The organism is Nocardiopsis sp. NPDC006198 (assembly GCF_040613895.1).
GTDB lineage: Bacteria > Actinomycetota > Actinomycetes > Streptosporangiales > Streptosporangiaceae > Nocardiopsis > Nocardiopsis tropica.
The window spans coordinates 75,368-96,486 of record NZ_JBEXSY010000015.1 but is presented as its reverse complement, the minus strand read 5'-3'; the positions used below and the strand labels follow the sequence as shown (position 1 = coordinate 96,486).

At 70.9% G+C, this 21,119-nt stretch carries 18 protein-coding genes and 1 pseudogene; 3 read left to right on the top strand and 16 right to left on the bottom strand.

Features of this window, described 5'->3' with window-relative positions; all coding sequences use genetic code 11:
- Positions 1 to 83 precede the first annotated feature (83 nt).
- The 4 genes from ABZ234_RS13220 to ABZ234_RS13205 form a co-directional block, all read right to left on the bottom strand.
- Positions 84 to 2,315: a xanthine dehydrogenase family protein molybdopterin-binding subunit gene (locus tag ABZ234_RS13220; protein WP_355012160.1), complete on the bottom strand. Its 2,232-nt coding sequence runs from the start codon at positions 2,313 to 2,315 to the stop codon at positions 84 to 86.
- Positions 2,312 to 3,289 carry a xanthine dehydrogenase family protein subunit M gene (locus ABZ234_RS13215; RefSeq protein ID WP_355012159.1) on the bottom strand — a complete coding sequence of 326 codons (978 nt, stop codon included), beginning with the start codon at positions 3,287 to 3,289 and terminating at the stop codon, positions 2,312 to 2,314. Before ABZ234_RS13215 ends, ABZ234_RS13220 begins: the two co-directional genes overlap by 4 nt.
- Positions 3,289 to 3,795, bottom strand: a complete 507-nt coding sequence (locus ABZ234_RS13210) for a (2Fe-2S)-binding protein (protein ID WP_355012158.1) — start codon at positions 3,793 to 3,795, stop codon at positions 3,289 to 3,291. The genes ABZ234_RS13215 and ABZ234_RS13210 overlap by 1 nt, the downstream gene beginning before the upstream one ends.
- A gap of 1,217 nt (positions 3,796 to 5,012) precedes the next feature.
- Positions 5,013 to 5,738 (bottom strand): SDR family NAD(P)-dependent oxidoreductase, encoded by a 726-nt coding sequence (locus ABZ234_RS13205; RefSeq protein ID WP_355012157.1) that lies wholly within the window; start codon positions 5,736 to 5,738, stop codon positions 5,013 to 5,015.
- A gap of 122 nt (positions 5,739 to 5,860) precedes the next feature.
- On the opposite strand from ABZ234_RS13205, the gene ABZ234_RS13200 reads away from it, so the two are divergent.
- Positions 5,861 to 6,463, top strand: a complete 603-nt coding sequence (locus ABZ234_RS13200; RefSeq protein WP_355012156.1) for a helix-turn-helix domain-containing protein — start codon at positions 5,861 to 5,863, stop codon at positions 6,461 to 6,463.
- A 191-nt stretch (positions 6,464 to 6,654) separates the two neighbouring features.
- On the opposite strand, the gene ABZ234_RS13195 is transcribed toward ABZ234_RS13200, so the two are convergent.
- From ABZ234_RS13195 to ABZ234_RS13170, 6 genes and pseudogenes are all read right to left on the bottom strand, one after another.
- Entirely contained in the window at positions 6,655 to 7,305 is a 651-nt protein-coding gene (locus ABZ234_RS13195; protein WP_355012155.1) for a transposase family protein, read from the bottom strand.
- Positions 7,306 to 7,604: 299 nt separating this feature from the next.
- Entirely contained in the window at positions 7,605 to 8,114 is a 510-nt protein-coding gene (locus tag ABZ234_RS13190; RefSeq protein ID WP_355012199.1) for an N-acetyltransferase, read from the bottom strand.
- Positions 8,115 to 8,381: 267 nt separating this feature from the next.
- Positions 8,382 to 8,786 (bottom strand): annotated as a pseudogene (locus tag ABZ234_RS13185) (class I SAM-dependent methyltransferase); the annotation flags it as partial.
- Positions 8,787 to 8,902: 116 nt separating this feature from the next.
- The gene (gene rsgA / locus ABZ234_RS13180) at positions 8,903 to 9,997 is read right to left on the bottom strand and encodes a ribosome small subunit-dependent GTPase A (protein ID WP_355012154.1); all 1,095 of its coding nucleotides are present in this window, start codon (positions 9,995 to 9,997) and stop codon (positions 8,903 to 8,905) included.
- Positions 9,998 to 10,459: 462 nt separating this feature from the next.
- Positions 10,460 to 10,801, bottom strand: a complete 342-nt coding sequence (locus ABZ234_RS13175; RefSeq protein WP_355012153.1) for a hypothetical protein — start codon at positions 10,799 to 10,801, stop codon at positions 10,460 to 10,462.
- Positions 10,802 to 11,011: 210 nt separating this feature from the next.
- Entirely contained in the window at positions 11,012 to 11,608 is a 597-nt protein-coding gene (locus tag ABZ234_RS13170) for a hypothetical protein (protein WP_355012152.1), read from the bottom strand.
- 237 nt (positions 11,609 to 11,845) lie between these two features.
- On the opposite strand from ABZ234_RS13170, the gene ABZ234_RS13165 reads away from it, so the two are divergent.
- Both ABZ234_RS13165 and ABZ234_RS13160 read left to right on the top strand, forming a co-directional pair.
- A complete protein-coding gene (locus tag ABZ234_RS13165) occupies positions 11,846 to 12,430 on the top strand; it encodes a hypothetical protein (protein ID WP_355012151.1) in 585 nt (194 codons plus the stop codon).
- A complete protein-coding gene (locus ABZ234_RS13160; RefSeq protein WP_355012150.1) occupies positions 12,423 to 15,299 on the top strand; it encodes a tetratricopeptide repeat protein in 2,877 nt (958 codons plus the stop codon). Before ABZ234_RS13165 ends, ABZ234_RS13160 begins: the two co-directional genes overlap by 8 nt.
- A 153-nt stretch (positions 15,300 to 15,452) precedes the next feature.
- On the opposite strand, the gene ABZ234_RS13155 is transcribed toward ABZ234_RS13160, so the two are convergent.
- The 6 genes from ABZ234_RS13155 to ABZ234_RS13130 all read right to left on the bottom strand — a co-directional run bounded on the left by ABZ234_RS13155 (position 15,453) and on the right by ABZ234_RS13130 (position 20,940).
- The gene (locus ABZ234_RS13155; RefSeq protein ID WP_355012149.1) at positions 15,453 to 16,247 is read right to left on the bottom strand and encodes a nucleotidyltransferase domain-containing protein; all 795 of its coding nucleotides are present in this window, start codon (positions 16,245 to 16,247) and stop codon (positions 15,453 to 15,455) included.
- A gap of 131 nt (positions 16,248 to 16,378) precedes the next feature.
- Positions 16,379 to 17,032: a hypothetical protein gene (locus tag ABZ234_RS13150; protein WP_355012148.1), complete on the bottom strand. Its 654-nt coding sequence runs from the start codon at positions 17,030 to 17,032 to the stop codon at positions 16,379 to 16,381.
- Positions 17,033 to 17,182: 150 nt separating this feature from the next.
- Positions 17,183 to 18,229 carry a hypothetical protein gene (locus tag ABZ234_RS13145; protein ID WP_355012147.1) on the bottom strand — a complete coding sequence of 349 codons (1,047 nt, stop codon included), beginning with the start codon at positions 18,227 to 18,229 and terminating at the stop codon, positions 17,183 to 17,185.
- Between the two features lie 368 nt (positions 18,230 to 18,597).
- Complete coding sequence (locus ABZ234_RS13140; protein ID WP_355012146.1) at positions 18,598 to 18,903, bottom strand: hypothetical protein; 306 nt, start codon at positions 18,901 to 18,903, stop codon at positions 18,598 to 18,600.
- Positions 18,904 to 19,258: 355 nt separating this feature from the next.
- Positions 19,259 to 19,954 (bottom strand): alpha/beta hydrolase, encoded by a 696-nt coding sequence (locus ABZ234_RS13135; protein WP_355012145.1) that lies wholly within the window; start codon positions 19,952 to 19,954, stop codon positions 19,259 to 19,261.
- Positions 19,955 to 20,256: 302 nt separating this feature from the next.
- On the bottom strand, positions 20,257 to 20,940 hold the full coding sequence (locus tag ABZ234_RS13130; RefSeq protein WP_355012144.1) for an NAD(P)H-binding protein: 684 nt from the start codon (positions 20,938 to 20,940) through the stop codon (positions 20,257 to 20,259).
- Between the last annotated feature and the right edge of the window lie 179 nt (positions 20,941 to 21,119).

The following is a 21,119-nucleotide window of genomic DNA, read 5'->3' as shown; positions in this document are numbered from 1 at the left end:
CCGCGTCGAACGGTCGTCCGGGGCGGGTCCGGTCTCCCCTCCAGCCTGTCGGCCGTCGTGCCGAACCCGCCGGGACGGCCTCGTCACACGCGGTGGAGGGCGCCGGTCTCCCCTCGGCCGATCAGCTTGTCGAGGGTGATCGGCAGGTCGCGGACCCGGATGCCGGTGGCGTTGAAGACCGCGTTCCCGACCGCGGCGGCGCTGCCGACGGTGCCGAGCTCGCCGAGACCGCGAGCCCCGGTGGGACTGAAGGCGGTGTCGGAGTAGTCGAGCCACGTCACGTCGATCCGGGGGACGTCGGCGTTCACGGCCACCAGGTAGTCGCCCAGGTTCCCCGCGGCGAAGCGCCCGCTCTCCTCCACCGGGTTCGCCTCCAGCAGCGCGCCGCCGATGCCGAAGACGACGGCGCCGACGAACTGGCTGCGCGCCGTGCGGGCGCTGAGCACCCGTCCGACGTCGAAGACGCTCGTGAACCGGTTGACCCGGGGTTCGCCGGTGAAGCGGTTGACCCGTACTTCGCAGAAGTGCGCACCGAAGCCGTGCGCTGCGAGCTGCGCGGCGGAGGGCTCGGCCACCGGTGTCGTGGCCTCGACCGCGGGCAGCCGGGCCATCCCGAGCAGCTCGGCGAACGAGGCCGAGTCCGCGCCCGCCTCGACCCGCCCCTCCCGGTAGGTCAGGGCGGACGGGTCGAGCCCTCGGAAGGGCGACCCCTCCGTCCGGACGGCCAGGTCCAGCAGGGCGGCGATCAGTACCCGCGAGGTCGACTGGATCGCCGGGGCCAGGGCGCCGGCGGCGCGGGAGCCGGCCGCGGGGGCGCTTGCGGGCAGGGCGGAGTCGCCGAGCTCGGCCGTGACCCGTTCGATCGGCACACCGAGCGCGTCGGAGGCGACGATCGAGGCCACCGTGTACGTTCCGGTCCCGATGTCGGGCGTCGAGGCCGACACCACGACGGTCCCGGAGTCGCGCAGCTGCATCCGCACCGGCCACGGTTCCGCGTGCGCGGGGTAGACCGCGCTCGCCATGCCGACGCCGATCAGCCAGTCGCCGTCGACGCGGGAGCCGGGGACCGGGTCCCGGTCCTCCCAGCCGAAGCGTTCCGCCCCGATGCGGTAGCACTCGTCGAGGCGCTTGCTCGTCCACGCCTGCCCGCTGCTGGGCACGGTCGTCGTGTAGTTGCGCAGCCTCAGCTCGAGCGGGTCCATGTCCAGGGCGACGGCGAGCTCGTCCATCGCGGTCTCGAGCGCGAACGCGCCCGGCGCCTCGTTCGGTGCCCGCATCGCCCACGTGGGCGGGGTGTCCATGGTGACCAACCGCTGGTCGATCGCCAGGTTGCGGGTGCGGTAGAGGACGCCGGTCGTCTCCGTCGCGGGGATCTCGGGCCAGCCGCCGACAGCGGGCAACTCGGCGGCGCTCTCGTGGGACACCGCGTTGAGCGTGCCGTCCCGGTCGGCGCCGAGCCGGACCCGCTGGGTCATCATCGGCCGGTGCCCGGACAGCACGATGCTCTGCTCCCGGGTGAGGGCGAGCCGGACGGGGCGGGCGAGCTCCCGGGCCGCCACCGCGGCGAGCGCGGCCTCGCTCCAGACCGGCACCCGGCTCCCGAAGCCCCCGCCGACGAAGGAGCTGACCACCCGGACCCGGTCCGGGGGGATCCCGATGCGGGTCGCGAGCAGCATGGCGTACATCTGGGGTGCCTGAGAACCCGAGTAGACGGTGAGGTCGTCGTCCTGCCACACCGCCGTGATGCCGTGCGGTTCCATCGCGACATGGCTCTGCGCCTCCTGTTCCACGGTGGTCTCCACCACGACCGCGCTCGCCCGGAGCGCGTCGTCGATCGTGTCGACGCCCGGCGCGAGCAGGATCGGGTCGGGCGACGGACCGTCCGGCGACATGCCGGGCGAGGGCAGGCCCGGAAGCCCCGCGGAGAGGGAGGTCCGGGCCGGCGCTTCCTCGTACTCGACGGTGACCCGTGCGGCCGCGTCCCGGGCCTGTTCCGCGGTCTCCGCCACCACCAGGCCGATGATCTGCCCGCGGAAGCGCACCTCCCGGTCCTGCAGCGGCGCGTAGTTCTCGCCGAAGCCGGGCACGGCGTGGATCGGCAGCGGAGCGAGCGGGGTGTAGACCGCGATCACGCCCGGTTGCCTCCGGGCCTCGTCGACGTGCATCGCCCGGACACGGCCGCGGGCGATCGCGCTCACCACGACGTGGGCGGCGGCGGCGCGGTCGACGGGGTGGTCAGCCGTGTAGCGCGCGGCGCCGGTCACCTTGAGCCGACCGTCGACGCGGGCGACGTCACTTCCGATCGGGGTGCTCACGACCGGCCTCCCAGGGCGACGAGGGCGCGCACCAGCGTGCGGCGGAGCAGGGCCGGCTTGAACATGTTGTGGGGGAGCGTGCGTGCGTCCTCGCCCGCCGGTGCGGCGGCCGCCTCGTACGTCGCGAGGACGGCCGGCCTGCCGACGAGCGCCCGTTCCACCGCCTCCAGCCGCCAGGGGCGGGTGCCCACCCCGCCGGCGGCGACGCGTGCGCCGCGGATCGTGCCGCGGTCGAGGTCGAGCGCGACGGCGACGGACGCCAGGGCGAACTCGTACGACTGGCGGTCCCGGATCTTGAGGTAGGCCGACCTGGACGCCCACGGCAGCGGCGGCACGGTCAGCCCGGTGAGCAGCTCGCCGGCCCGCAGCTCGTTCTCGACCTGCGGGGTGTGGCCGGGCAGCCGGTAGAAGTCCGCCAGCGCGACGGTGCGCTTCTCCCGGAGGCTCTCCAGGTGCACCCGGGCGTCGAGGGCGACGAGTGCCACCGCGACGTCGCTCGGGTGCGTGGCGACGCACGCGTCGCTCGTGCCCAGCACCGCGTGCATCCGGTTGTGACCGGTCAGCGCGGCGCAGCCGCTGCCGGGCTCGCGCTTGTTGCAGGCTGTCGTCAGGTCGCGGAAGTAGCCGCACCGCGTGCGTTGCAGCAGGTTGCCGCCCATGCTCGCCATGTTCCTGATCTGGGGTGAGGCGCTGAGCTCGAGTGCCTGGCTGATCATCGGGTACCGGGATCGGACGTCCTGGTGGTCCGCGACGTCGCTCATCCGCTCCAGCGCGCCCACGTGCAGACCGCCGCGATCGACGGTGATACCGCGAAGTGGCAGCCGGTTGATGTCCACCACGCGGGAAGGGGTCATCAGCTCGAGCTTCATCAGGTCCACCAGGGTGGTGCCGCCCGCGAGGAAGGCACTGGCCTCGTGGGCGTCGCCCAGGGCCGCACCGACCGACCCGGGGCGGGTGAAGTCGTAGGGACGCATCAGCCCACCTTCCCGCGGACGGACCTGACGGCGTCCACGATGAACGGGTACGCACTGCACCGGCAGATGTTGCCCGACATGTGCTCCCGGATCTCCTCGTCCGAGCCGGTCCGCCCCTCCTCGACCAGGGACACCGCCGACATGATCTGTCCGGGGGTGCAGAAACCGCACTGGAAGCCGTCGTGGTCGATGAAGGCCTGCTGCACGGGGTGCAGCTCGTCGCCGTCGGCCAGACCCTCGATCGACGTGATTCTGGCGCCGTCCAGGGCCGCCGCCAGCGTCAGGCACGACAGCACCCGCCTGCCGTCGACCTGGACCGTGCAAGCACCGCACTGACCGCGGTCGCAGCCCTTCTTGGTGCCGGTCAGCGCGAGCCGGTCACGCAGGGTGTCGAGCAGGGTCGCCCGCGGGTCGGTCTCCAGCCGGACCCGGCTGCCGTTCACCCGCAGGGTCACCTCGACCGGGTTCTCGCCGACGGGCGCCACGGCCGCGGCGTTCTCGGCCACGGTCGGCACGGCGCCCGCCGCCGTGGCCGCACCGGCGCTACCGGGGGACTGCCGGCGGGACGTCCCCGGCGCGGGGCGCGGACGTTCTCGCGATGGTTCGGTGGGAGGCATGGCGACTCCTGACGTGTGCGTCCTGACGTGCGGGCCTGTGCGAATACCGGGAAGGCCGGGCGGGGGAACCGCCGGCCGTGCGGGGAGGTGGCGATGGCGTCCATGCTCGCGGCTCGGGGAAACCTCAGCCAGGACTCACCGATCCCCCTTTCAGCGGAACCTTCGCGGGATCGGGCGTCCGACCGGTCCCCGGTGTCAGGACCGCTGCGCCCGCGCGCACGGGCGCCGTGGGCGCACCTCCCGCTCAGGGCACGTTCTCCGCGGATTCGCCGGCCGGCTGCCCGTCGGGACCCGTGCCTGTGTCCAGCCGATGCGGTGCTCGTCTCCTGGCTTGCCGGGAGGGCCCGTCGATACGGAGCGACAGGCCGGTCGCCCAAGGGCTCGCCGTCCTACCCGCGGGGCGACGGTACGGGCGACCGCCCCATCGCGGGTGGCCGCGTCCCTGCGAGCCTTCACCGTCGTCCGCACCGCCTCCCGCCTTCTCCGGCGCGGAAGCCGCCACCACCTGCCGTGTCCTGTACAACAGCGTGGATCACCGCAGCGGACCGGGAGCAGAGTACTCGGGCGACGGACACGTACAGGAAGGTCGGCGCTTCGAATACATCAGGACCGACGTAGGAAACGACTGTCAGGGCTGTTTTTACGGCAACCTGCCTGGAATCTGTTTGGAGACTCTATTTGCTGGAATTTTTCAGGCTGCCAAAAAAACCAATAATCGGGCGGTGGGATCGCAGGGCTCGTTCAAGTTCCGTGGTTGCGTAGACCATCGCGTTCGGACTGATATGTCCGGATGCAGCAACAGGCACGGGGACCCGTGATCATGGTGGTGTCGAAGCCACATGATCCCGAAGGCCTCCCGTGCCTGCCCTCTCGCTGTCCCGTATCCCCGCAGTGCCCGCCGAACTCGGCCCGCTGGACACCAAGGCCATCACTGACCCGCGCCCTTTCCTGGACACCGTTTCCGACAACCGTTGCGGGGCCGCTGGTACTCCCTGACCAGCATTCTGCCCATCTGCGCGTGCACCACCATCTCCGGCGCCAAGAGCATCGACGAGCTCGCCGACGACGAAAGCTTCTCGGGGGAAGGGGTTAGACCTATGCCATGGCTATGTCAGCGCTGTCAGGTCGAAGGTGCGCGGAGGGCCCGAGAGGGTTGCCTTCGCTTCGGCTCCGAAGCGGTCAAGGATCTCGACCTCCCCTGCCTCGATTCCGTCCAGTGCCAGTCGAACGAGGTAGTCCGGTTCGATCATCGGATCCTCGGGGAGAGCGAACCCGGAAGCCTTCATGGCTTCTTTCAGGGTTTCGCTGGCCACGAGCCCGGGGACGAAGGCAGCCACTAGAGTTCCCTGGGGCGCCAACTCCACCCGCACACCGTTGGTAAGTCCCCACTGCGCGGATTTGGCGGCGGCGAGGGCGGTGTTGCTCTCGACAGTGGTCCAAGCCACCGCTGACAGGACGTTGAGGATGGCACCGCCGCCATTTCTGGCCAGCACTGGGGCAAACGCTCGGATCATGGAAAGTGTGCCGAAGTAGTGCGTTTCCATGAGCTGTCGGACTACATTGAGGTCTCCGCTGACAAGGTTTCCGATTCCCATGTAGGCGCCATTGTTGATCAGCAGGTCGACGTCGGTGGCGACCGCGGCGGCGGCTTCGACGGATGCTTGGTCGGTGATGTCGGTGTAGAGCACCTCGGCACCAGGGATATCGACAAGCTCCGGGCGGCGAGCCGTGGCATAGACCTTCGCCCCGCGACGCAGGAGTTCGATGGCGAAGTGGCGCCCCATCCCGCTATTGGTGCCGGTGACGAGGGCTGTGGATCCTTGCAGCTGCATGGCGTCCTTGTCCGATCTGGGCTTGCGGGCTGCCCCGCGAGGCAGATGATGACCGATCGGTCATCTTAAGCCGACAGTGGATCACAAGATGACCGACTGGTCAACTTGATAGGATGGTGTGCATGACCCTGGCTGCCCGTTCACTGCGCTCAGACGCGGCGCGAAACCGAGAACTCCTCCTCGCCGCCGCGGAGGAGGAGTTCGCCAAGCGGGGCATGGATGCCTCGATCGCGGATATCGCTCGCCGTGCGGGCGTGGCGAAGGGGACCGTTTTTCGACACTTCGCCACGAAGGAGGAACTGGTCGCCGTGGTCGTCGGCGGTCATTTCGTCTCGCTCGGCGCCGTCGCGGGAGAGCTGCTGGAATCCGCTGATCCCACGGGTGCGTTGCTGGAGTTCCTGACTGTGGCGGCGGAACAGTTGCATCACCAGGATCTCGTGTTCTTGCAGGCGGTCACGGAAGGAGATTCAACAGTGGCCGAGTGTAGGAATCAGCTGCATGTGAGAACCAATGCGTTGGTCGACCGTGCCCAGGAAGCCGGTGGAATCCGCTCTGACGTCACTGGGGCCGATATCCTTTTGATTCTCTGCGCTCTCGTTCACACGGTCGGTCTCCGAACGGAACAAACTCCAGATTCATGGCGGCGTCACCTCGTCATCCTCTTCGACGGGCTGCGGCCCCAGGGTGCTTCTCCGTTGCCGGGCCCGGTGCCGGAACGGCTCTGATGAACTGGTGGGACGTGGCACTGACGCGAGGAGGGCCGACACGGTCTTGAGAATCTCGTTGGCCCTGACCTGAGAAGTTCACGGCTCTCGCATTCGAGGTCACCGAATACGGGCGGAGTTCTCTCGCGTAGTGGTGACCGCTTCACGCATACTTCCCCGCCACACAGGACCGTGCCCAGGCCAGGGCTCGTTCAGGTTCCCGAGGGGTCGGGTTCGCAGCCGATCCCGAAGAACGGCAGAGCGTGTTCGGGTAGGTCCCGGATCGCGCGGATTGTCTTGGCAATATTGTCCGCCCCGAGGGTCTTGAGGACGCCGATGGCCAGGTTTCGGAAGGTGGCCATCGCGCGTGGCGCGCTCCCGGTGTGGACGGTGGAGGCGTCCCCGGCGAACGTGACCACGTGTCCAGCCAGGTCGAGCCCGCTTAGGAGGGGGCGGAAGTGGCGGGTCTCGTTGGTGTTGGCGCTCTGGTGCCGCTCAGCGAGGTAGGCGCCGATGGCGGCGTCGAGTGCGTCGCCGTCGATATTGCCCAGGACGCGGTCGATGATGGGTACGGAGGGTGAGAGGCGCCATGTGAGCGGTTGGGGTCGTACCCCGATCGCGGCCGGGAGGCTCTCGTGGGTGTGTTGGCCCTGTTCGGCGAGCTCGTCGATGCTCTTGGCGCCGGAGATGGTGGTGCACGCGCAGATGGGCAGAATGCTGGTCAGGGAGTACCGGCGGCCCTGCGGGGAGCGGTTGTCGGGAACGGTGTCCAGGAAAGGGCGCGGGTCAGTGATGGCCTTGGTGTCCAGCGGGCCGAGTCTGGCGGGCACTGCGGGGATACGGGACAGTGAGAGGGCAGGCACGGGAGGCCTTCGGGATCATTTGGCTTCGACACCACAATGATCACGGGTCCCCGTGCCTGTTGCTGCATCCGGACATATCAGTCCGAACGCGACGGTCTACGCAACCACGGAACTTGAACGAGCCCGGGTGGGATCGGGGGTCATGTCCTCTTTGGCGGGGAGGGATGCAAGGGCTGTCGAGACCTTGGTCATCCTGATATGGCCTGGTCTTCCCGAAGCAGCCCCCGTTTTCCACTTCTGGAAACACGCATTGCAGGGGCCGCGCCCCCAGGGGGAGTCCCCCGGGGGCGCGGGAGGGGTCAGACCCCGAACGCGGCGGGGTAGCCGATGGTGCCGGTCGGGACGGGGCGGGCACCGTCCAGGGCCATGGCCATCATGGCCTCGTCGGGCACCTCGAAGGGAGCCCGGATACCGAAGCGGGAGGCCGGGGTGAAGCCGAACCGCGGGTAGTAGTCGGCATGGCCCAGGACGAGGACGAGGTTCTCGCCCATGACCTGGGCGGCGCCCAGGGCCGCGCGAATCGCGGCCGAACCGGCCCCGGTGCGCTGGGCGGAGGGCGCCACCGCGCACGGGGCCAGGGCGAGGGCGGGCTCGCCGTCGACGTGGCAGCGGCTGAGCAGGGCGTACCCGACCGGGGTGCCCTCAGAGGTCGTGGTGACCATCGACAGGCCCTCGATCCACGCCCGGGGGTCGGCGCGCAGGGCGTCGACGATGTCGGCCTCGGCGGCGGTGGGGAAGGCCGCCAGGAGGATGTCGCGGATGGCGGGGGTGTCGTCGGTGGTCTCGGGGCGGGTGGTCCAGGTGGTCATGGTTCCGTTCTCGGTGTCGTCGTGGGGGCGGAGCAGGTAGGTGGCGTAGTCGTAGTCGCTGCCGTACCGGCGCCGCATGTCGATCTCTGCCCGGTGTGCGGCCAGTGCCTCCGGCATACCGGGGTGCTGCGGGTCCGCTCGGGCGATGCGCTGGGTGAGGGGCGTGTAGTACTCGTCCCACCAGTCGCTTTCGGGCAGCGGCCAGTGCGCGAGCACCTCATAGCCGGCCGCCCGCGCGGCGGCGACGTTGGCGGCGTGGGTGCGCAGCGGGTAGACCGCCTCCCAGTAGGCGCGCGCCGCAGCGGCCGGGGCGGACCCGGTCCATTCGATCTCGGTGAGGGCCAGGACGCCGTCGGGAGCCAGCAGGCGTCGCCAGGAGCGCAGGGCATGGTCGAAGCCGATGGTGTACACCGATCCCTCGGCCCAGATCAGGTCGAAGCTGTGATCGGGGACGGGCAGCGTGTCCATCGAGCAGTTGAGGACCCTGACCTGCTCGCCCAGGCCCCGGCGGGCCGCCTCGGCAGCGAGGCTGTCCAGGAACGGCTGGTGCAGGTCGACCGCGAGCACGCGGGCGCCGGCCTCTTCGGCGAGCAGCAGGGCGGAGCGGCCGGGTCCGCAGCCCGCGTCGAGCACCCGCGGGTGCTCGGGCAGCGGCCCGACAGCCTTGAGCATGCGGCGCGTGGTGGCGTCCGACCCCGGGCCCTGCCGGGGCAGGTCGTGGTGCAGGGACAGGAGCGCCTGCGTCACCAGGTCGTCGCCGGCGCCCTGGTGGGTGTTGTCGGTGTCCTTCACTGCTGGCGCTCCCGGAACCGGTAGGTGGCACGCAAGTGCCGGGTGATGTCCTTCTTGGTGGCCTCGCGGCCGGCGCGCAACCGGGCGTCGGTGCGGGAGGCGGCGTAGGCGTTCTCCCGGAGTAGCCGGTGGTAGCTGTCCAAACGGCGGTGGGGGATCTCTCCCGCCTCGACGGCGGCCAGCACCGCGCAGCCCGGTTCGCTCGTGTGGGAGCAGTCGGCGAACCGGCACTCCTGTGCGAGGTGTTCGATCTCGGCGAAGGTCTGTTCCAGGCCGCCCTGGGCGTCGTGCAGGCCGATCGCCCGCAGGCCGGGGGTGTCCAGCAGCACGCCTCCGCCGGGCAGCGGGAGCAGCTCCCGCCAGGAAGTGGTGTGCCGTCCCTTGCCGTCCGCCTCACGCACGGAGCCGGTGGCCAGCAGGTCCTGGCCCAGCAGCCGGTTGCCCAGGGTGGACTTGCCCGCCCCGGAGGGGCCGAGCAGAACGATGGTGCCGTCGAGGACGGCGGTCAGGACGTCCAGGCCCTGCCCGGTCCGGGCACTGGTGACCAGCACGTCCACACCGGCGGCCACCTGTGACACCTGTTCCTGCGCCGAGGCCGGGTCCGCGCACGCGTCGGCCTTGGTCAGGACCACGACCGGCTGGGCGCCGCTTTCCCATGCCAGGGCGAGCATGCGTTCGGTGCGGCCGTGCTTGAGCGGTGCGGCCAGGGAGACCGTCACCACGACGGTGTCGACGTTGGCGGCCAGGAGTTGGCCGTGCGAGGTCCGTGAGGCCGAGGCGCGCACCAGGGTGGTGCGTCGCTCCAGGACCTCGTGCAGGAGCGGTGCGGCGCCGGTGAGGGGGCGCAGGGCCGCCCAGTCGCCGGTGCACGGTGCCGTCAGCGGATCGCTCTGGTCCGCGGTGCCGGGAAGGTCCGCGCGGACGGTTCCGGTGTCGGTGACGGCTTCGCACGAGCCGCGGTCGGCCCGGACGATGCGGGCCGGGATCAGCCCGTCGGCGCGACGGGGGGCGAAGGCGTGCTCGCACGCCTGGTCCCAGCCGTAGTCCGCCAGGGAGTACGGCTGAGCATGATGCGAAAGGGATGGAGACAACGTAGAGACCCTTGAACAGGGGCCCCGATGAGCACGGAGTGCTGCCTCCTGTGGGCCGTCAGGGCTCCGACAGGGGGATCAGCGTCAGGTCAGACCGGGGCCCGGGACGTGAGGATGGTCCAACGGGCGCTGCACAGGGCAGCGGCCTTCACCGCAGACATCAACTCACCTCCCATTTCTGGTCCCGCAGCCGACCGGGTTGTCTCTGCGCCGGTAATGGTAGCACGAAGGCGAGAAGCCCCGGCCTGTCGCGCGGGGACTCGCCTGATCGGGCCATCACACGGGGTCACCGCGAGGCGGAGCCGGTACATGCCAGAGCCTCCGGTAAAACCGGAACGGGACAGAGGGGATCGACAGCTGACCGGCACGGGGGTCACGGCCGGGGACCACCGGCCCGGCACAGCCGTGAGGGGGCAAGCGCACACGGGTCCGTGCCTGTGACGCGGTCGGGACGGGGCCCGGTTACAGGGGTTCCAGGGCGGCGGAGGTCATCACCGCCGCGTACACGACGCACACCAGGGCCAGGAGCAGCCAGCCCACGATGCGGGTGCCGCGGCGCGTACGGTACCCCTCCAGCACCAGCATCATGTACAGGAACGACACCGGCAGGGCGGCGTAGAGCAGGTACAGGGCGATGGACAGCAGCGGTCCGTCCCAGGGGTGCGCGCCGTTGGCCGTGGCCATGTACGCGCCCATGACCAGGACGAAGGCGCCGCCTCCCAGTACGAGGACCCCGACGACCCACAGGGGGAACGCGAGCCAGGGGTGACGGTCCAGGAAGGCGGCCGGTGCGGTGTATGCCATGCGCCCAGTCTGGCCAGGGGCGCGGTCACGCACATGAGTAGCCGTACCCGGGTGCCGCGGCCCTCTGCCTCGGCGGAGCCGGACACCCGGCCCCAGTGGGTCGCCTGTACCTACGCACCGTGCCCGCGCGGGCACATGGGCGGTGGCAGAGGGCAGGCTGTTCCCTGCGGAGCGCCGGGCGCGGCGCCCGGCGTCCGGTCCGCTGCGGGTTCAGGAGCAGTTCTCCTCGCACGGCCAGACCGGCTCGCCGTCCACGTCCACGACCTGCCGCTCGCCCACCGTCACGTCGGACCTCACCTGGGCACGCAGGACACGGGGTTCCCCGCCGCAGGAGACGTCGCTGGAGGAGATCGTGGCGCTGACGGTGACGGTCTCCTCGTCCTCCTGCACCACCCTGGCGAAGACCTGTCCTCCGGTGCAGGCGCCCGGAACGACGTAGAGCGCGAGCCCGGAACCGTCCTGGCTGTACCCGCTGATGCGCCCCTGGTCGGAGGCCGCTGTGGTCAGGCGATGGGTGTCGGCGTCGGCCGGCTCGAGCTCCCCGGCCGGGGTCGAGGGGGAGCGCTCCTGGCGTGGAGAGGCGGAGTCCGAGTCGGACAGGTCGAAGGCCTGCACCCACGCCACCAGGCAGAGCACGACCATCACCACCGCGCCCAGCCGGTAGAGCGCGAAAGCGGTGTCGCTGGGCTCGTTGGCCTCGGGATCGCGGTAGGCCCAGGCCCTGACGTACCAGTGCACTCGGGGTTTGACGGCGACCAGGACGAACCATCCGAGGGGGAGGAGCAGGAACAGGTGCATGAGGTTCATGGGACCTCCAGGGGACAGGGCTGTCAGGGGTTCGAGGCGCGAGGTGAGGGGGCCCGCGTTCGCGTGGGGACCTCGGTCATGAGGGTGCGCCGATCTGCCGGTGGGCAGAGGGGCCGCGACGACGATAGTGGGGAGCGCCGACCGGGACGCATCGTGGGCGCCCGGCCGGTGGCGGACAGGAGCCCTTGCCGGCAAGGCGTTCCCGTGTCACCGCGGGATGGTAGAAGGGATCTGTCCATGACCCGGCCCGAGCCCTCGAACCGCGCTCGCGCGGTCGGACAGGCGATCGTTGCGACACGGCCGCCGCCGATGCGCGAGCGGCTTCCCCCGACCACCCCGTTGAACGAGCACGCAGAGGTGTCGATGTTTGAAGACCTGGTGAAGGACGGTGTGGCCGTGGTGGTCAACGCCATGGCGACCGACGCATGGCCGCTCGCCCGTGACGGGGTGGTGCGGCTCTTCCGGAGGAAGGGGGAGGAGGAACAGCAGGCCGTCGCCAGGCGCCTGGACGAGGACGCGGAGCTGCTGGCCCGAAGCGACGCCGACACCGCCCTCGAACTGCGTACCGGCCTCGCGCCGCACTGGCGGGTCCGGCTGCGTCTGCTGCTCGAACAGAACCCGGAGATCGCGGAGGAGCTCCGGGCCCTGGAGGCGGAGATCCGGAACGCCACGGGTCAGGCGCCCCAGACGGTCCAGAACAACACGGCCAGGGACGGAGGCCAGGTCTTCGGAGCGCTCCACGGCAACGTCATCGTCCACCAGCTGCCCCCGGACCCGGGACGGCCCGAAAGCCGGGGCACCGAAGGGCCGCTGGATGGATGAGGAAGGCCGGGACCGGCACTCCGCAGCCGACCGTGTCCCCCCGGTGCGGCAGGTCGTCAGCGCCGAGAACGGCGGCTACGCCTACGCGGTCGCCCACGGCGACATGCACGTCAACCAGCAGTCGGGTCCCGTCTACCTGCTCCACGAACACCGCCGCCCGACAGCGCCCGAGGAGGGAGGCCCGCTCGAACGCCCCGGCCACCTGCTCGACGCCCGGTCCAGGGTCGTCGGCTTCACCGGCCGCGCGGACGAACTCGCCGACGTCACCGCCTGGAGGGACGCCGACGGCCCCCGGGTCTCGGCGCTGTGGGTCCACGGCCCCGGCGGGCAGGGCAAGACGCGGCTGGCCATGGAGTGCGCCGACCGCGGGCTCGACGACGGGTGGAAGGTGGTCACGGTCGTCCACGGCGCCGGGGCGGTCTCGACCGACCACGCAGGGCAGGATCTCGGCCTCCGGGGGGCCAGGGGGCTGCTCCTGGTGGTCGACTACGCCGACCGCTGGCCGCTCACGCACCTGAACTGGCTCCTCAGCAACTCTCTGCTGCACGCGGAGGTGCCCACCCGGCTGCTGTTGCTCGCACGGTCGACGGCCATGTGGAGCCCGGTCCGGCACAGCCTGGAGAAGGCGTTCCACGCCCGCACGCGGAGTCTGGCACTCCCACCCGTCCGGAACGGCGCCTCTCAACGCGAGGAGATGTTCACCGCCGCCCGGGACTCCTTCGCGCGCCGCTACGGGGTGTCCGACCCCTCTGCCGTTCCGGCGCCTGCCAGGATCGGCGATCCGGAATTCGGTTCGGTCCTCACCCTGCACATGGCCGCCCTGGTGGCCGTGGACGCCCACGTCCACGGGGTCAGGCCGCCCGAGGACGCCGTAGGACTGTCGACCTACCTCCTGGACCGTGAAAGGGAGCACTGGACACGCCTGTACGAGAACGCCGCCGCGGGCCTGGACTACGCGACGGCACCGGGGACCATGCACCGGTCGGTCTTCACGGCCGCGCTCACCGGGGCCTTGCCCTACTCCCAGGGCGTGACCGTCGCCGACCGCCTCGGTTTTCCCGATCCGCACCGACTCCTGGCCGACCACAGCGTCTGCTATCCGCCCGCGGAGCCGGAAAAGGTACTCGAACCGCTCTATCCGGACCGCTTCGCCGAGGACCTGCTGGCGGTCGCCCTGCCCGGGCACGGCATCCCGGAGCACCCGCCCTCGCCCTGGGGGCGGTACACGGTGGACCTCCTCGTCGACACGGCCGCCCCCGACCGGCGCCCGACCTATCTGCCGCGCGCGTTGACCTTCCTGGTGGCGGCGGCCGCGCCCGACCGGTGGCCCCATGTCGCGGGCCACGTCGAAGACCTGTTGGGACGCGATCCCGCGCTCGCGACCTCCGGCGGCGGCGAGTGCCTCGCGGGGCTGGCGCTCCTGGACCTCTCCCTGGAGACGCTGGAGTCCGTCGAGGCATGCTTCCCGGACCACCGCCGGATCGACCTGGACGCCGGTATCGCCGCGCTGGGCAAGCGCATCGCGGGTGAACGCCTGCAGAGGATCGACGATCCGGCGGAGGAGGCACGCGAGTACCGCCTGCTCGGCCTGAGGATGTCCCGGGCAGGCCGTCACGAGGAGGCCCTGGTGGTGACGGAGAGGGCGGTCGACCTCCACAGGGCCCTCGCCGTGAAGGACGCCCGCGCCCACGAACCCGAACTGGCCCGTTCCCTGACCCAGTCGGCTCGGCACCACATGGACCTGGGGAACTGGAGGGAGGCCTTGAGCGCCGGCGAGGAGGCCGTGAGGATCCACCGGGAGCTGCCCGCCGACGACGTGAGTGCTCGCGCCTCCGACTTCGCCACGGCGCTGAGCCAGACCGCCGACCTGGTCGTGCTCGACCGGCGGTGGGACGACGCGCTGTCCCACCAGCTGGAAGCGGTCCGGCTCCTGCGCGCCCGCACGGCTCCCGAAGGCTCCTTGGAGGAGGCGGAGCTGGGGAACGCCCTCAACGACCTGGGGGTTCTCCTGGAGACCCTCGGGCGCTGGGACGAGGCGACCGTCGTCCTGGAGGAGGCCATCGGGATCCTCCGCCGTTCCGTCGAGCTCCGTCCCGGTGTCCACGAACCCGAGCTGGCCCGCCTCCTGAACTCCTACGCGTCCGTGCTGCACTTCCTTCGCGAGTCCCAGGAGAGCGTGCGGTGGTTCGAGGAGGCCGGCCAGGTCATGCGGGAGCTCGAACGGGTCAACCCCGAGGCCTTCGCCGCCGACCTGGCCGCGGTGCTCGGAAACCTGTCGACGACGCTGCGGCGTGTCGACCGGTGCTCGGAGGCCGCCGCGCTGGCGGCGGAATCGGCCGAACGGTACCGGCGGCTGGCGACGGCCCGGCCTTCCCTGTACCGGCGAAGGTACGCGGACGCCCTGACCCACCAGGCCGACTGCCTCGCCCACCGCAAGCACTGGCACGAGGCGGTCCTGGTCAAGCGCGAGGCCAGGGAGCACTTCTGGCGGGCGGGGCTGGAGGGGGCGATCGACCCGACACTGATCAGCAGGGTGGAGGCTGCCGAGCACGTCCGCAGGGCCGATCTCCTGCGCAGGGACCAGCCGAGCTGGGCCCCGGAGGACCACTGGATCATGCTCCTGGACCAGGAAGAGGTCTGGAAGGGCAAGGACGGGGTCGTCCGCCAGATCTCGGAGATGGACCACTCCCACCGGAGGAACGTTCTGCGGTTCATCCTCTCCCAGCCCCAGGGGATCTTCGAGACCCTGATCCGGACCGAGAGCGACCAGCCCGAGGACTGGCGTCCGGACGACACCCCCGAGACGTGGCTCGTCCGCCGCCCCCTGGTCCGGGCTCTGGACCGTCTCGTGAACGGGGGCCCCGGCTGACGGGTGGACCTGCTCCGCATCGACGAGCTGGGCTGCACGGATCTGGACCGGTGCGGGCCGAGCCGCTGCGGGCCGAGCCAGGACCCGTCCATCGGCGAAGGTCGCGGCCGCATCCGACGCATCCCCGTTCGGTGGCCCGCCGGAGCACTTCGGTCAGGCCGACCGGCCGATGACGTCGTGGAGGTAGCGGACGGCAAGCCGTTCGGCGGTGCGGCGGTGGTCGAGGGCGGCTCCGGTGTCGTCGCGCCAGCGTCGGTAGAGGTCGACCGTGGCGAGGATGGCCCGGCCGGCCTCGTGGGCGTCGTGACCGCAGAGCGTCGCCCGCAGCTCCCGGGCCTCGTCCGGTGCGACGGATTCGAGGTGGCGGACGCCGCGGGACGGCGCTCCCGCGCGCTGTGCGGCCAACGGGCCCAGCACGGCATCGCGCAGGTAGCCGAGAAAGCCGATGACCTCGAACAACTCTCCGCGGCCGAGCTTCGTGGCACCGTAGTGCACCCATATCCAGAACCGGTCCTCGATCCACTGGAGGTCGAGCGGATCGGTCGCGGGCGGGTGCGCCGCGAGGACATCCGCCAGGGCGCCGTTCCGGTCCCACAGGATGGCGGGGTCCTCGACGCGCTCGGCGAAGTCGCGGACCCGGACGAACTTGAAGTCGACATGGAGAAGAGGCGGGCCGACAAGAGTGATGATCAGACGGGGTTCGCCGACGTGCTCCCCGGTGAATCCCGCCACGAGGTCGGTCCACGAGCCGATCAGGGTGAGGCGCTCGGCCATGACGGAATCGAACGCCTCGTCCTCGACGGCCACGACCAGATCGACGTCGGAGTAGATGTCGGACAGTCCTCCCGCGATCGAGCCCGCGACGGCCACGCCGGCAATTCTCGGCTCCTGCCGCATCCTGGGAAGCACATCGTCGAGGAAGCGGCGGTGCGGGGAGGGCATGTCCATGGAGTTCCTTCCGGCGCGAACAAAGTTTTCGAACGTATCACACCGTTCGGCAGGGGTTTCGCAGGCGGTATCCGGTGAGTACCGTCGGGCCACGACGGCCGGCACCGTTGCGGCGCTTCAGGCGCCCGGCCTCACTTCGGGGCGGTTCTCGGCGAGCCCCCAGGCGTCCGCCAGTGTGCTCCGGATATGTTCTCCAGGCGGGACAGGGAAGCGAAGCCCGGCGCGGCCACGTGGACCTCCCACCCGGAGTCGGGATCGACCTCGACGATCTCCGCGAGCGCACCATCGCCCAGGAAGATCCTGCAGCCCGGCACCGGCCACTTCCAGGCGCCGAACGCGACTTCTTCCATGGGGGAGAGGATCTCCGGCAACGCTTCGTCGGGAACCGCGGGCGCCCACGTCCTGGCGGCGGCGCCGAAGGCGGCTTCTCTGACGGTGTTGTGGACGAGAAAGTCCGCGAGCCGTTCCGGGTTCCTCTCCACGGGGTCGTACTCCTCGGCATCGAAGACGCTGTCCGGCTCGTCCGGGTCGATGCACCAGCGCCAGTCGGCCGTCGAGTCCACCATGAAAACGGCCTTGCCGTCGGTGGGAAGAATTTTCTCGGGTGGAATCATCGACGTCGTGTGGGTGAGCCGGGTGTCCCACCGGCGGGCCAGAGTGTGCCAATCCTTCAGCGGACCGGGGAGCCAGTCGCAGGAATCGGGAAGCGGTGCCGCGCGTCTGCTGGGCGCGCCGTACCAGGTGTGCAGGAACTCGGCCAGGTCGATGGTCCCGGGATCGATCACACGGTCATTCTCCCGTGGGAGTCGACGGTTCCTGACGTCGTGCCGAGAGCGCAGATCACGGGGTTGACCGTGGACATGGGGCGGATGCCCCCTCCCCGGGCGGGAGCGGGGCCGCGGACAGCGGTGCGCGGGCGGCCGCCGTCCGGGCGCTCACTGCATCAGCTCGGTGTGCGGGTGCTCCGGGTCCGCCGGGCAGATGTAGAGCTGTTGTTTGTAGCCGCTGGCGATCTGGACCGCGGTCGGCATTCTCGGACCGGGGTGACCGGAGCGGTGGGACGACCCAGCGGCCTGTTCCTCGTGCGGAACCCAAGTCTGGTCTCTGCTGTCCCATTCGAACGTGGCGACGGTCAGGAGCGGGTCCATCCCGGTGCCGCAGGCGGGGCAGAACCGGGGAACGGGGTCCGTGGGGCCCCACGGGGCCCAGCCGCCGACCTTCCAGCCGGGCGCCACGGACAGCTCGCTGTGGTAGAACTCCTCCGGGGCGGACGCGTAGGAGCTGTCCGGAGCGGCGCCGGCCGCCTCCCACGTGTTCCACCGTCCCAGCAGCTCCTGCAGGTCCTTGTCCAACTCCAGGGGGTTGGGGTACTCGGTGACCTGCTCCGGCTCGATCAGGCACGGCTCGGGCAGGTAGCCCGGGTACTGCACCGCCGCCGGTTCCGGGGGCTCGGTACGGACGCCGGTGACCGCGGCCGAGGACCGCCAGACCAGCGCGGTCCTGGGCATGAACATGTCCGGGGGGTGGTCGAAGGGGCACCACAGCACCTGGAGCAGGTCCGACCCCGCCGGGGCGGGCAGGTCGGGCACGTCGCGCGCGTACAGTTGCGCGAGCGGCAGCATCGCCACCGAACCGTGGTGCGGCGCGATCGGTGGGCTCGTGAGCGGATAGGCCCGGGACTCCAGCTGCCCGAGGGTCTTCTGCTCCTGCGGGGTCCTGTTCCTGCCGCGCACGGCGGCGCGTAGCCGTTCCAGCCTCAGGTCCACCAGGGACATGTCCACCGCGAAGCCCCGCTCGTGGGGGCCGTCGCAGTGCGGCCACGGCTCGGCGGTCGGCCACAGCAGCGGACCGCCGATCGAACTGTCGCGGACGGACGGTGATCCGGGGCGGGGGTGCAACCGGGTCGTGGTGCGCGCCAGCGGCGCCAGCCGGGGGACGACAGCGGTGATGTCGACCGGTCGCGGGGGTGTGGTGCGGGGCATGCCGGCTCTCTGTGGGACAGGTCGGTCCCGGAGGCCGGCCCACTGGCGGTTCCGGCGTTTCGGACGACGACTGCGCTGGACGGCGGTCGGGTTGTTCCGCCGGAGGGCCTGACAGTAGCGGCCACCGGTGACAAGGCCCGGGGCGGTGTCGGCGGTGTCCTGCTGATCACGCGTCGCGTGCAGACATCCTTCGTTTCCGGCGACCCTGACCGCGGAGCTGCGACCCCTGCCAGCGCCCATTTCACCCACACCGACCTGGTCCGTGTCCGAGCAGTTCGGACCGAGCTCGGACACGGAGGTTGTGAGTCAGGTTTCCAGGCGAGCGTGCAGCCGGCGCAGGGTGGTTTCCCCTTTGCTTGGGGGAGCGCTCAGGCCGGAACGATCCGCATGATCGCGCTGTCACCGCTCACGTCCACCACCTCCAGGACGAGGTCGTTGAGGCCGACCTGCGCGCCGGGTCCGCCGGTCGCCTGTCCCGTGGCCGCGCCGCCGGGGCCGAACGTTCCTTGCAGGCTGCTGTCGCAGGGCGCGGAGTCACTGTTCTGGCAGCCGAAGGACACCTCGCCCGCGGTGCTGGTCATCGTGAACGCCAACGACCCGTCCGTGATCGAGTCGATCGTGAGGGTGTCGATGGCGAACTCCGGGTTGAGGCCGACCTCTGCCGGTGCGGTCACCTCCACCTCGCAGTCGCCGTCGGAGCAGGCGGCCAGATCGGTGCCGTCGGACGGTGCGACCGGGGAGGGGGAAGCTGACGGGGAGGTGGAGGGGCTGGTCGGGGGCGTTGACGGGACGCCGGCCGACGGGACCTCTTCAGGGGGCTGAGCCGGCCCGCCGCAGCCCGCCAGGGTCAGTACGACCGCGGACGCGCAGAGGGCGGATAAGGTGACCGAGCGGGACGGAACGGGTGCTTTCGGTGATGTCATGGAGCCATTGTTCCCGTGCACCCTGACCTCTGACAGGAGAATCGGTGAACCGGCAGGGGTGCGTTTGGTCGGGCCGGCGGGTCCTGGCGTGTGTATCGAAGGTGGATCACATCGTCGTGGCGAGTTCAACGAGGTGCCCGGCTGTGCCGGCGGGATCGACGAGCTGATGGAGGTGCGCGCCGGGCAGGCGCGCCACGCGCCAGCCGCGTTCACGCGCCTTGGCGGCAAGGCCGTCGTAGGCAGGGCTGAACTGCAAGTAGGAACAGGGATGGTCGTCCCAGGAGTCGGGAACCGGGATGTGCTGCTCGTAGTAGGACAGCGGCAGGGTGGGCTGCTCCTCGGTGACGGTCCGCCGCACCAGCGGATCGGGGAACATGGGGGCGATGTCCGCCTCGTCCCACCAGTCGGTCCAGCGTGGCAGCGTGCCGTTCGCAGCCATCGGGCGGAGGAACTCCAGCACCTCGGGTGGGGCGACGGGTATCGGCCCGATCCGTGCCGGCAGTGCGGCATCGACGAAGACCGAACCGGTCACCGGGTGGTCGAGGCTCGAGCGGATCACCGGGAGGAACAAGCCTGCGTTGCTGTGTGCCACCAGAGTGACGGGACTGCCGGCCGGGACCTGCCGCAGGTCGTCGCGGACGGCCTCCGCGATGCGGGGCCAGAAGGGCGGAGCACCGGCGCCGATGTGCAGGAGGGACGGCACCCGCACCCGGTAGCCCGCCGCCGTCAGGCGTTCGGCCACAGGTTGCCAGGTGGAGGGACCCACGGACGGGCTGTGCACGAGAACGAAGATCGGCTGCATGCGACGATCCTGTCCCCTGTGCCATGGGAACCGCGACCGTGTCGGCCGACAGCAGAACGCCTGGTTCCGGCCAAGCCCGTGCCCGGCCGTTCACAGCCATGCGTCGACGGCCGGGACGAGGACGGCCGCCTCGTATCGGACCGCGGGCCCGTCGTAGAGCGTGGCCACCGCGCGGTGCCTCTCGAGGCGGTCGGTTCCGCACTCGACCGCATGGCGCTCGCGGTGGTCGACCGGGTCGAGACGCGGCGGCCGACTGCCGCGGGAGCCGAGTTTCCCGCGGTTGCGCGCCTGGTCGGCCTTGCTCAGGGGAGCGCCTCGGGGATCGGTGTCGGGCCGTCGTAGAAGTTCACGGTCTGCCGGATGCCGGCGTTCGCGGTGATGACGTGGGTGATCACTTCGGCGACGTTGTCCCGGGAGGTGCGGCCCTCGTCGCCCGGCTGCCGGCCGTCGATCGTGCCGTCGGCGTCCGCGAGCCGGATCTTCCCCGTCGCCGGTTCGAGGGTGAGGTTCCCGGGGCCGAGGATCGTGAAGTCCAGTTCGGTCCCCCTCAGGTGCGCGTCGGCGTCGTGCTTGGCCTTCGCGTAGGCGTAGAAGGGGTTGTCCGGGTCGATCCTGTCCACATCGACCCCGGCTCCCGCGTAGGACACGATGACGAAGCGCCTCACGCCCGCCTTCTCGGCGGCCCTCATCGCGCGGACGGCCGCCTCGTGGTCGACCCTGGCGGTGCGCGCGGGGTCGCCCCCACCCGCGCCGGCGGCGAACACCACGGCCCGCGCGCCGTCGAAGGCTTCCGTGAGCGCCTCGACGTCCGCCCGCTCGATGTCGAGCACGACGGGGTTGCCTCCCGCGGCTTCGACATCGGCGCTCTGGGCGGGGTCCCGGATGGCCGAGTCGACGGAATAGCCCGCGCTCGTGAGCTTGGGTGCGGTGAGCAGGGCGACCTTGCCGTGGCCGCCGAGGACGACCACGCGCTCGGCATCCGACATGAGCGCCTCCTTGTGTACCGGTTGCGAGGCCGGACGGTCCCGACCGGCGGCTCCTGGTGCCACAAGGTATCGGCTCCCCGGTTCCCTCCCTCCGGACCATCCTGGAGCAGGGCGAAGTGAGCCGTAAGTTTTACGGGCGGGCCGTCCGGTGACGCCGACGAGCGGGCGGGGAGCGTACC

Excerpts from the sequence above, each read along its gene's own strand:
- ABZ234_RS13215 (WP_355012159.1), bottom strand. The coding sequence starts at position 3,289 with ATGCGTCCCTACGACTTCACCCGCCCCGGGTCGGTCGGTGCGGCCCTG.
- ABZ234_RS13205 (WP_355012157.1), bottom strand. The coding sequence starts at position 5,738 with ATGCAGCTGCAAGGATCCACAGCCCTCGTCACCGGCACCAATAGCGGG.
- ABZ234_RS13200 (WP_355012156.1), top strand. The coding sequence starts at position 5,861 with ATGACCCTGGCTGCCCGTTCACTGCGCTCAGACGCGGCGCGAAACCGA.
- ABZ234_RS13190 (WP_355012199.1), bottom strand. The coding sequence starts at position 8,114 with ATGACCACCTGGACCACCCGCCCCGAGACCACCGACGACACCCCCGCC.
- ABZ234_RS13175 (WP_355012153.1), bottom strand. The coding sequence starts at position 10,801 with ATGGCATACACCGCACCGGCCGCCTTCCTGGACCGTCACCCCTGGCTC.
- ABZ234_RS13170 (WP_355012152.1), bottom strand. The coding sequence starts at position 11,608 with ATGAACCTCATGCACCTGTTCCTGCTCCTCCCCCTCGGATGGTTCGTC.
- ABZ234_RS13165 (WP_355012151.1), top strand. The coding sequence starts at position 11,846 with ATGACCCGGCCCGAGCCCTCGAACCGCGCTCGCGCGGTCGGACAGGCG.
- ABZ234_RS13160 (WP_355012150.1), top strand. The coding sequence starts at position 12,423 with ATGGATGAGGAAGGCCGGGACCGGCACTCCGCAGCCGACCGTGTCCCC.
- ABZ234_RS13155 (WP_355012149.1), bottom strand. The coding sequence starts at position 16,247 with ATGGACATGCCCTCCCCGCACCGCCGCTTCCTCGACGATGTGCTTCCC.
- ABZ234_RS13145 (WP_355012147.1), bottom strand. The coding sequence starts at position 18,229 with ATGCCCCGCACCACACCCCCGCGACCGGTCGACATCACCGCTGTCGTC.
- ABZ234_RS13135 (WP_355012145.1), bottom strand. The coding sequence starts at position 19,954 with ATGCAGCCGATCTTCGTTCTCGTGCACAGCCCGTCCGTGGGTCCCTCC.
- ABZ234_RS13130 (WP_355012144.1), bottom strand. The coding sequence starts at position 20,940 with ATGTCGGATGCCGAGCGCGTGGTCGTCCTCGGCGGCCACGGCAAGGTC.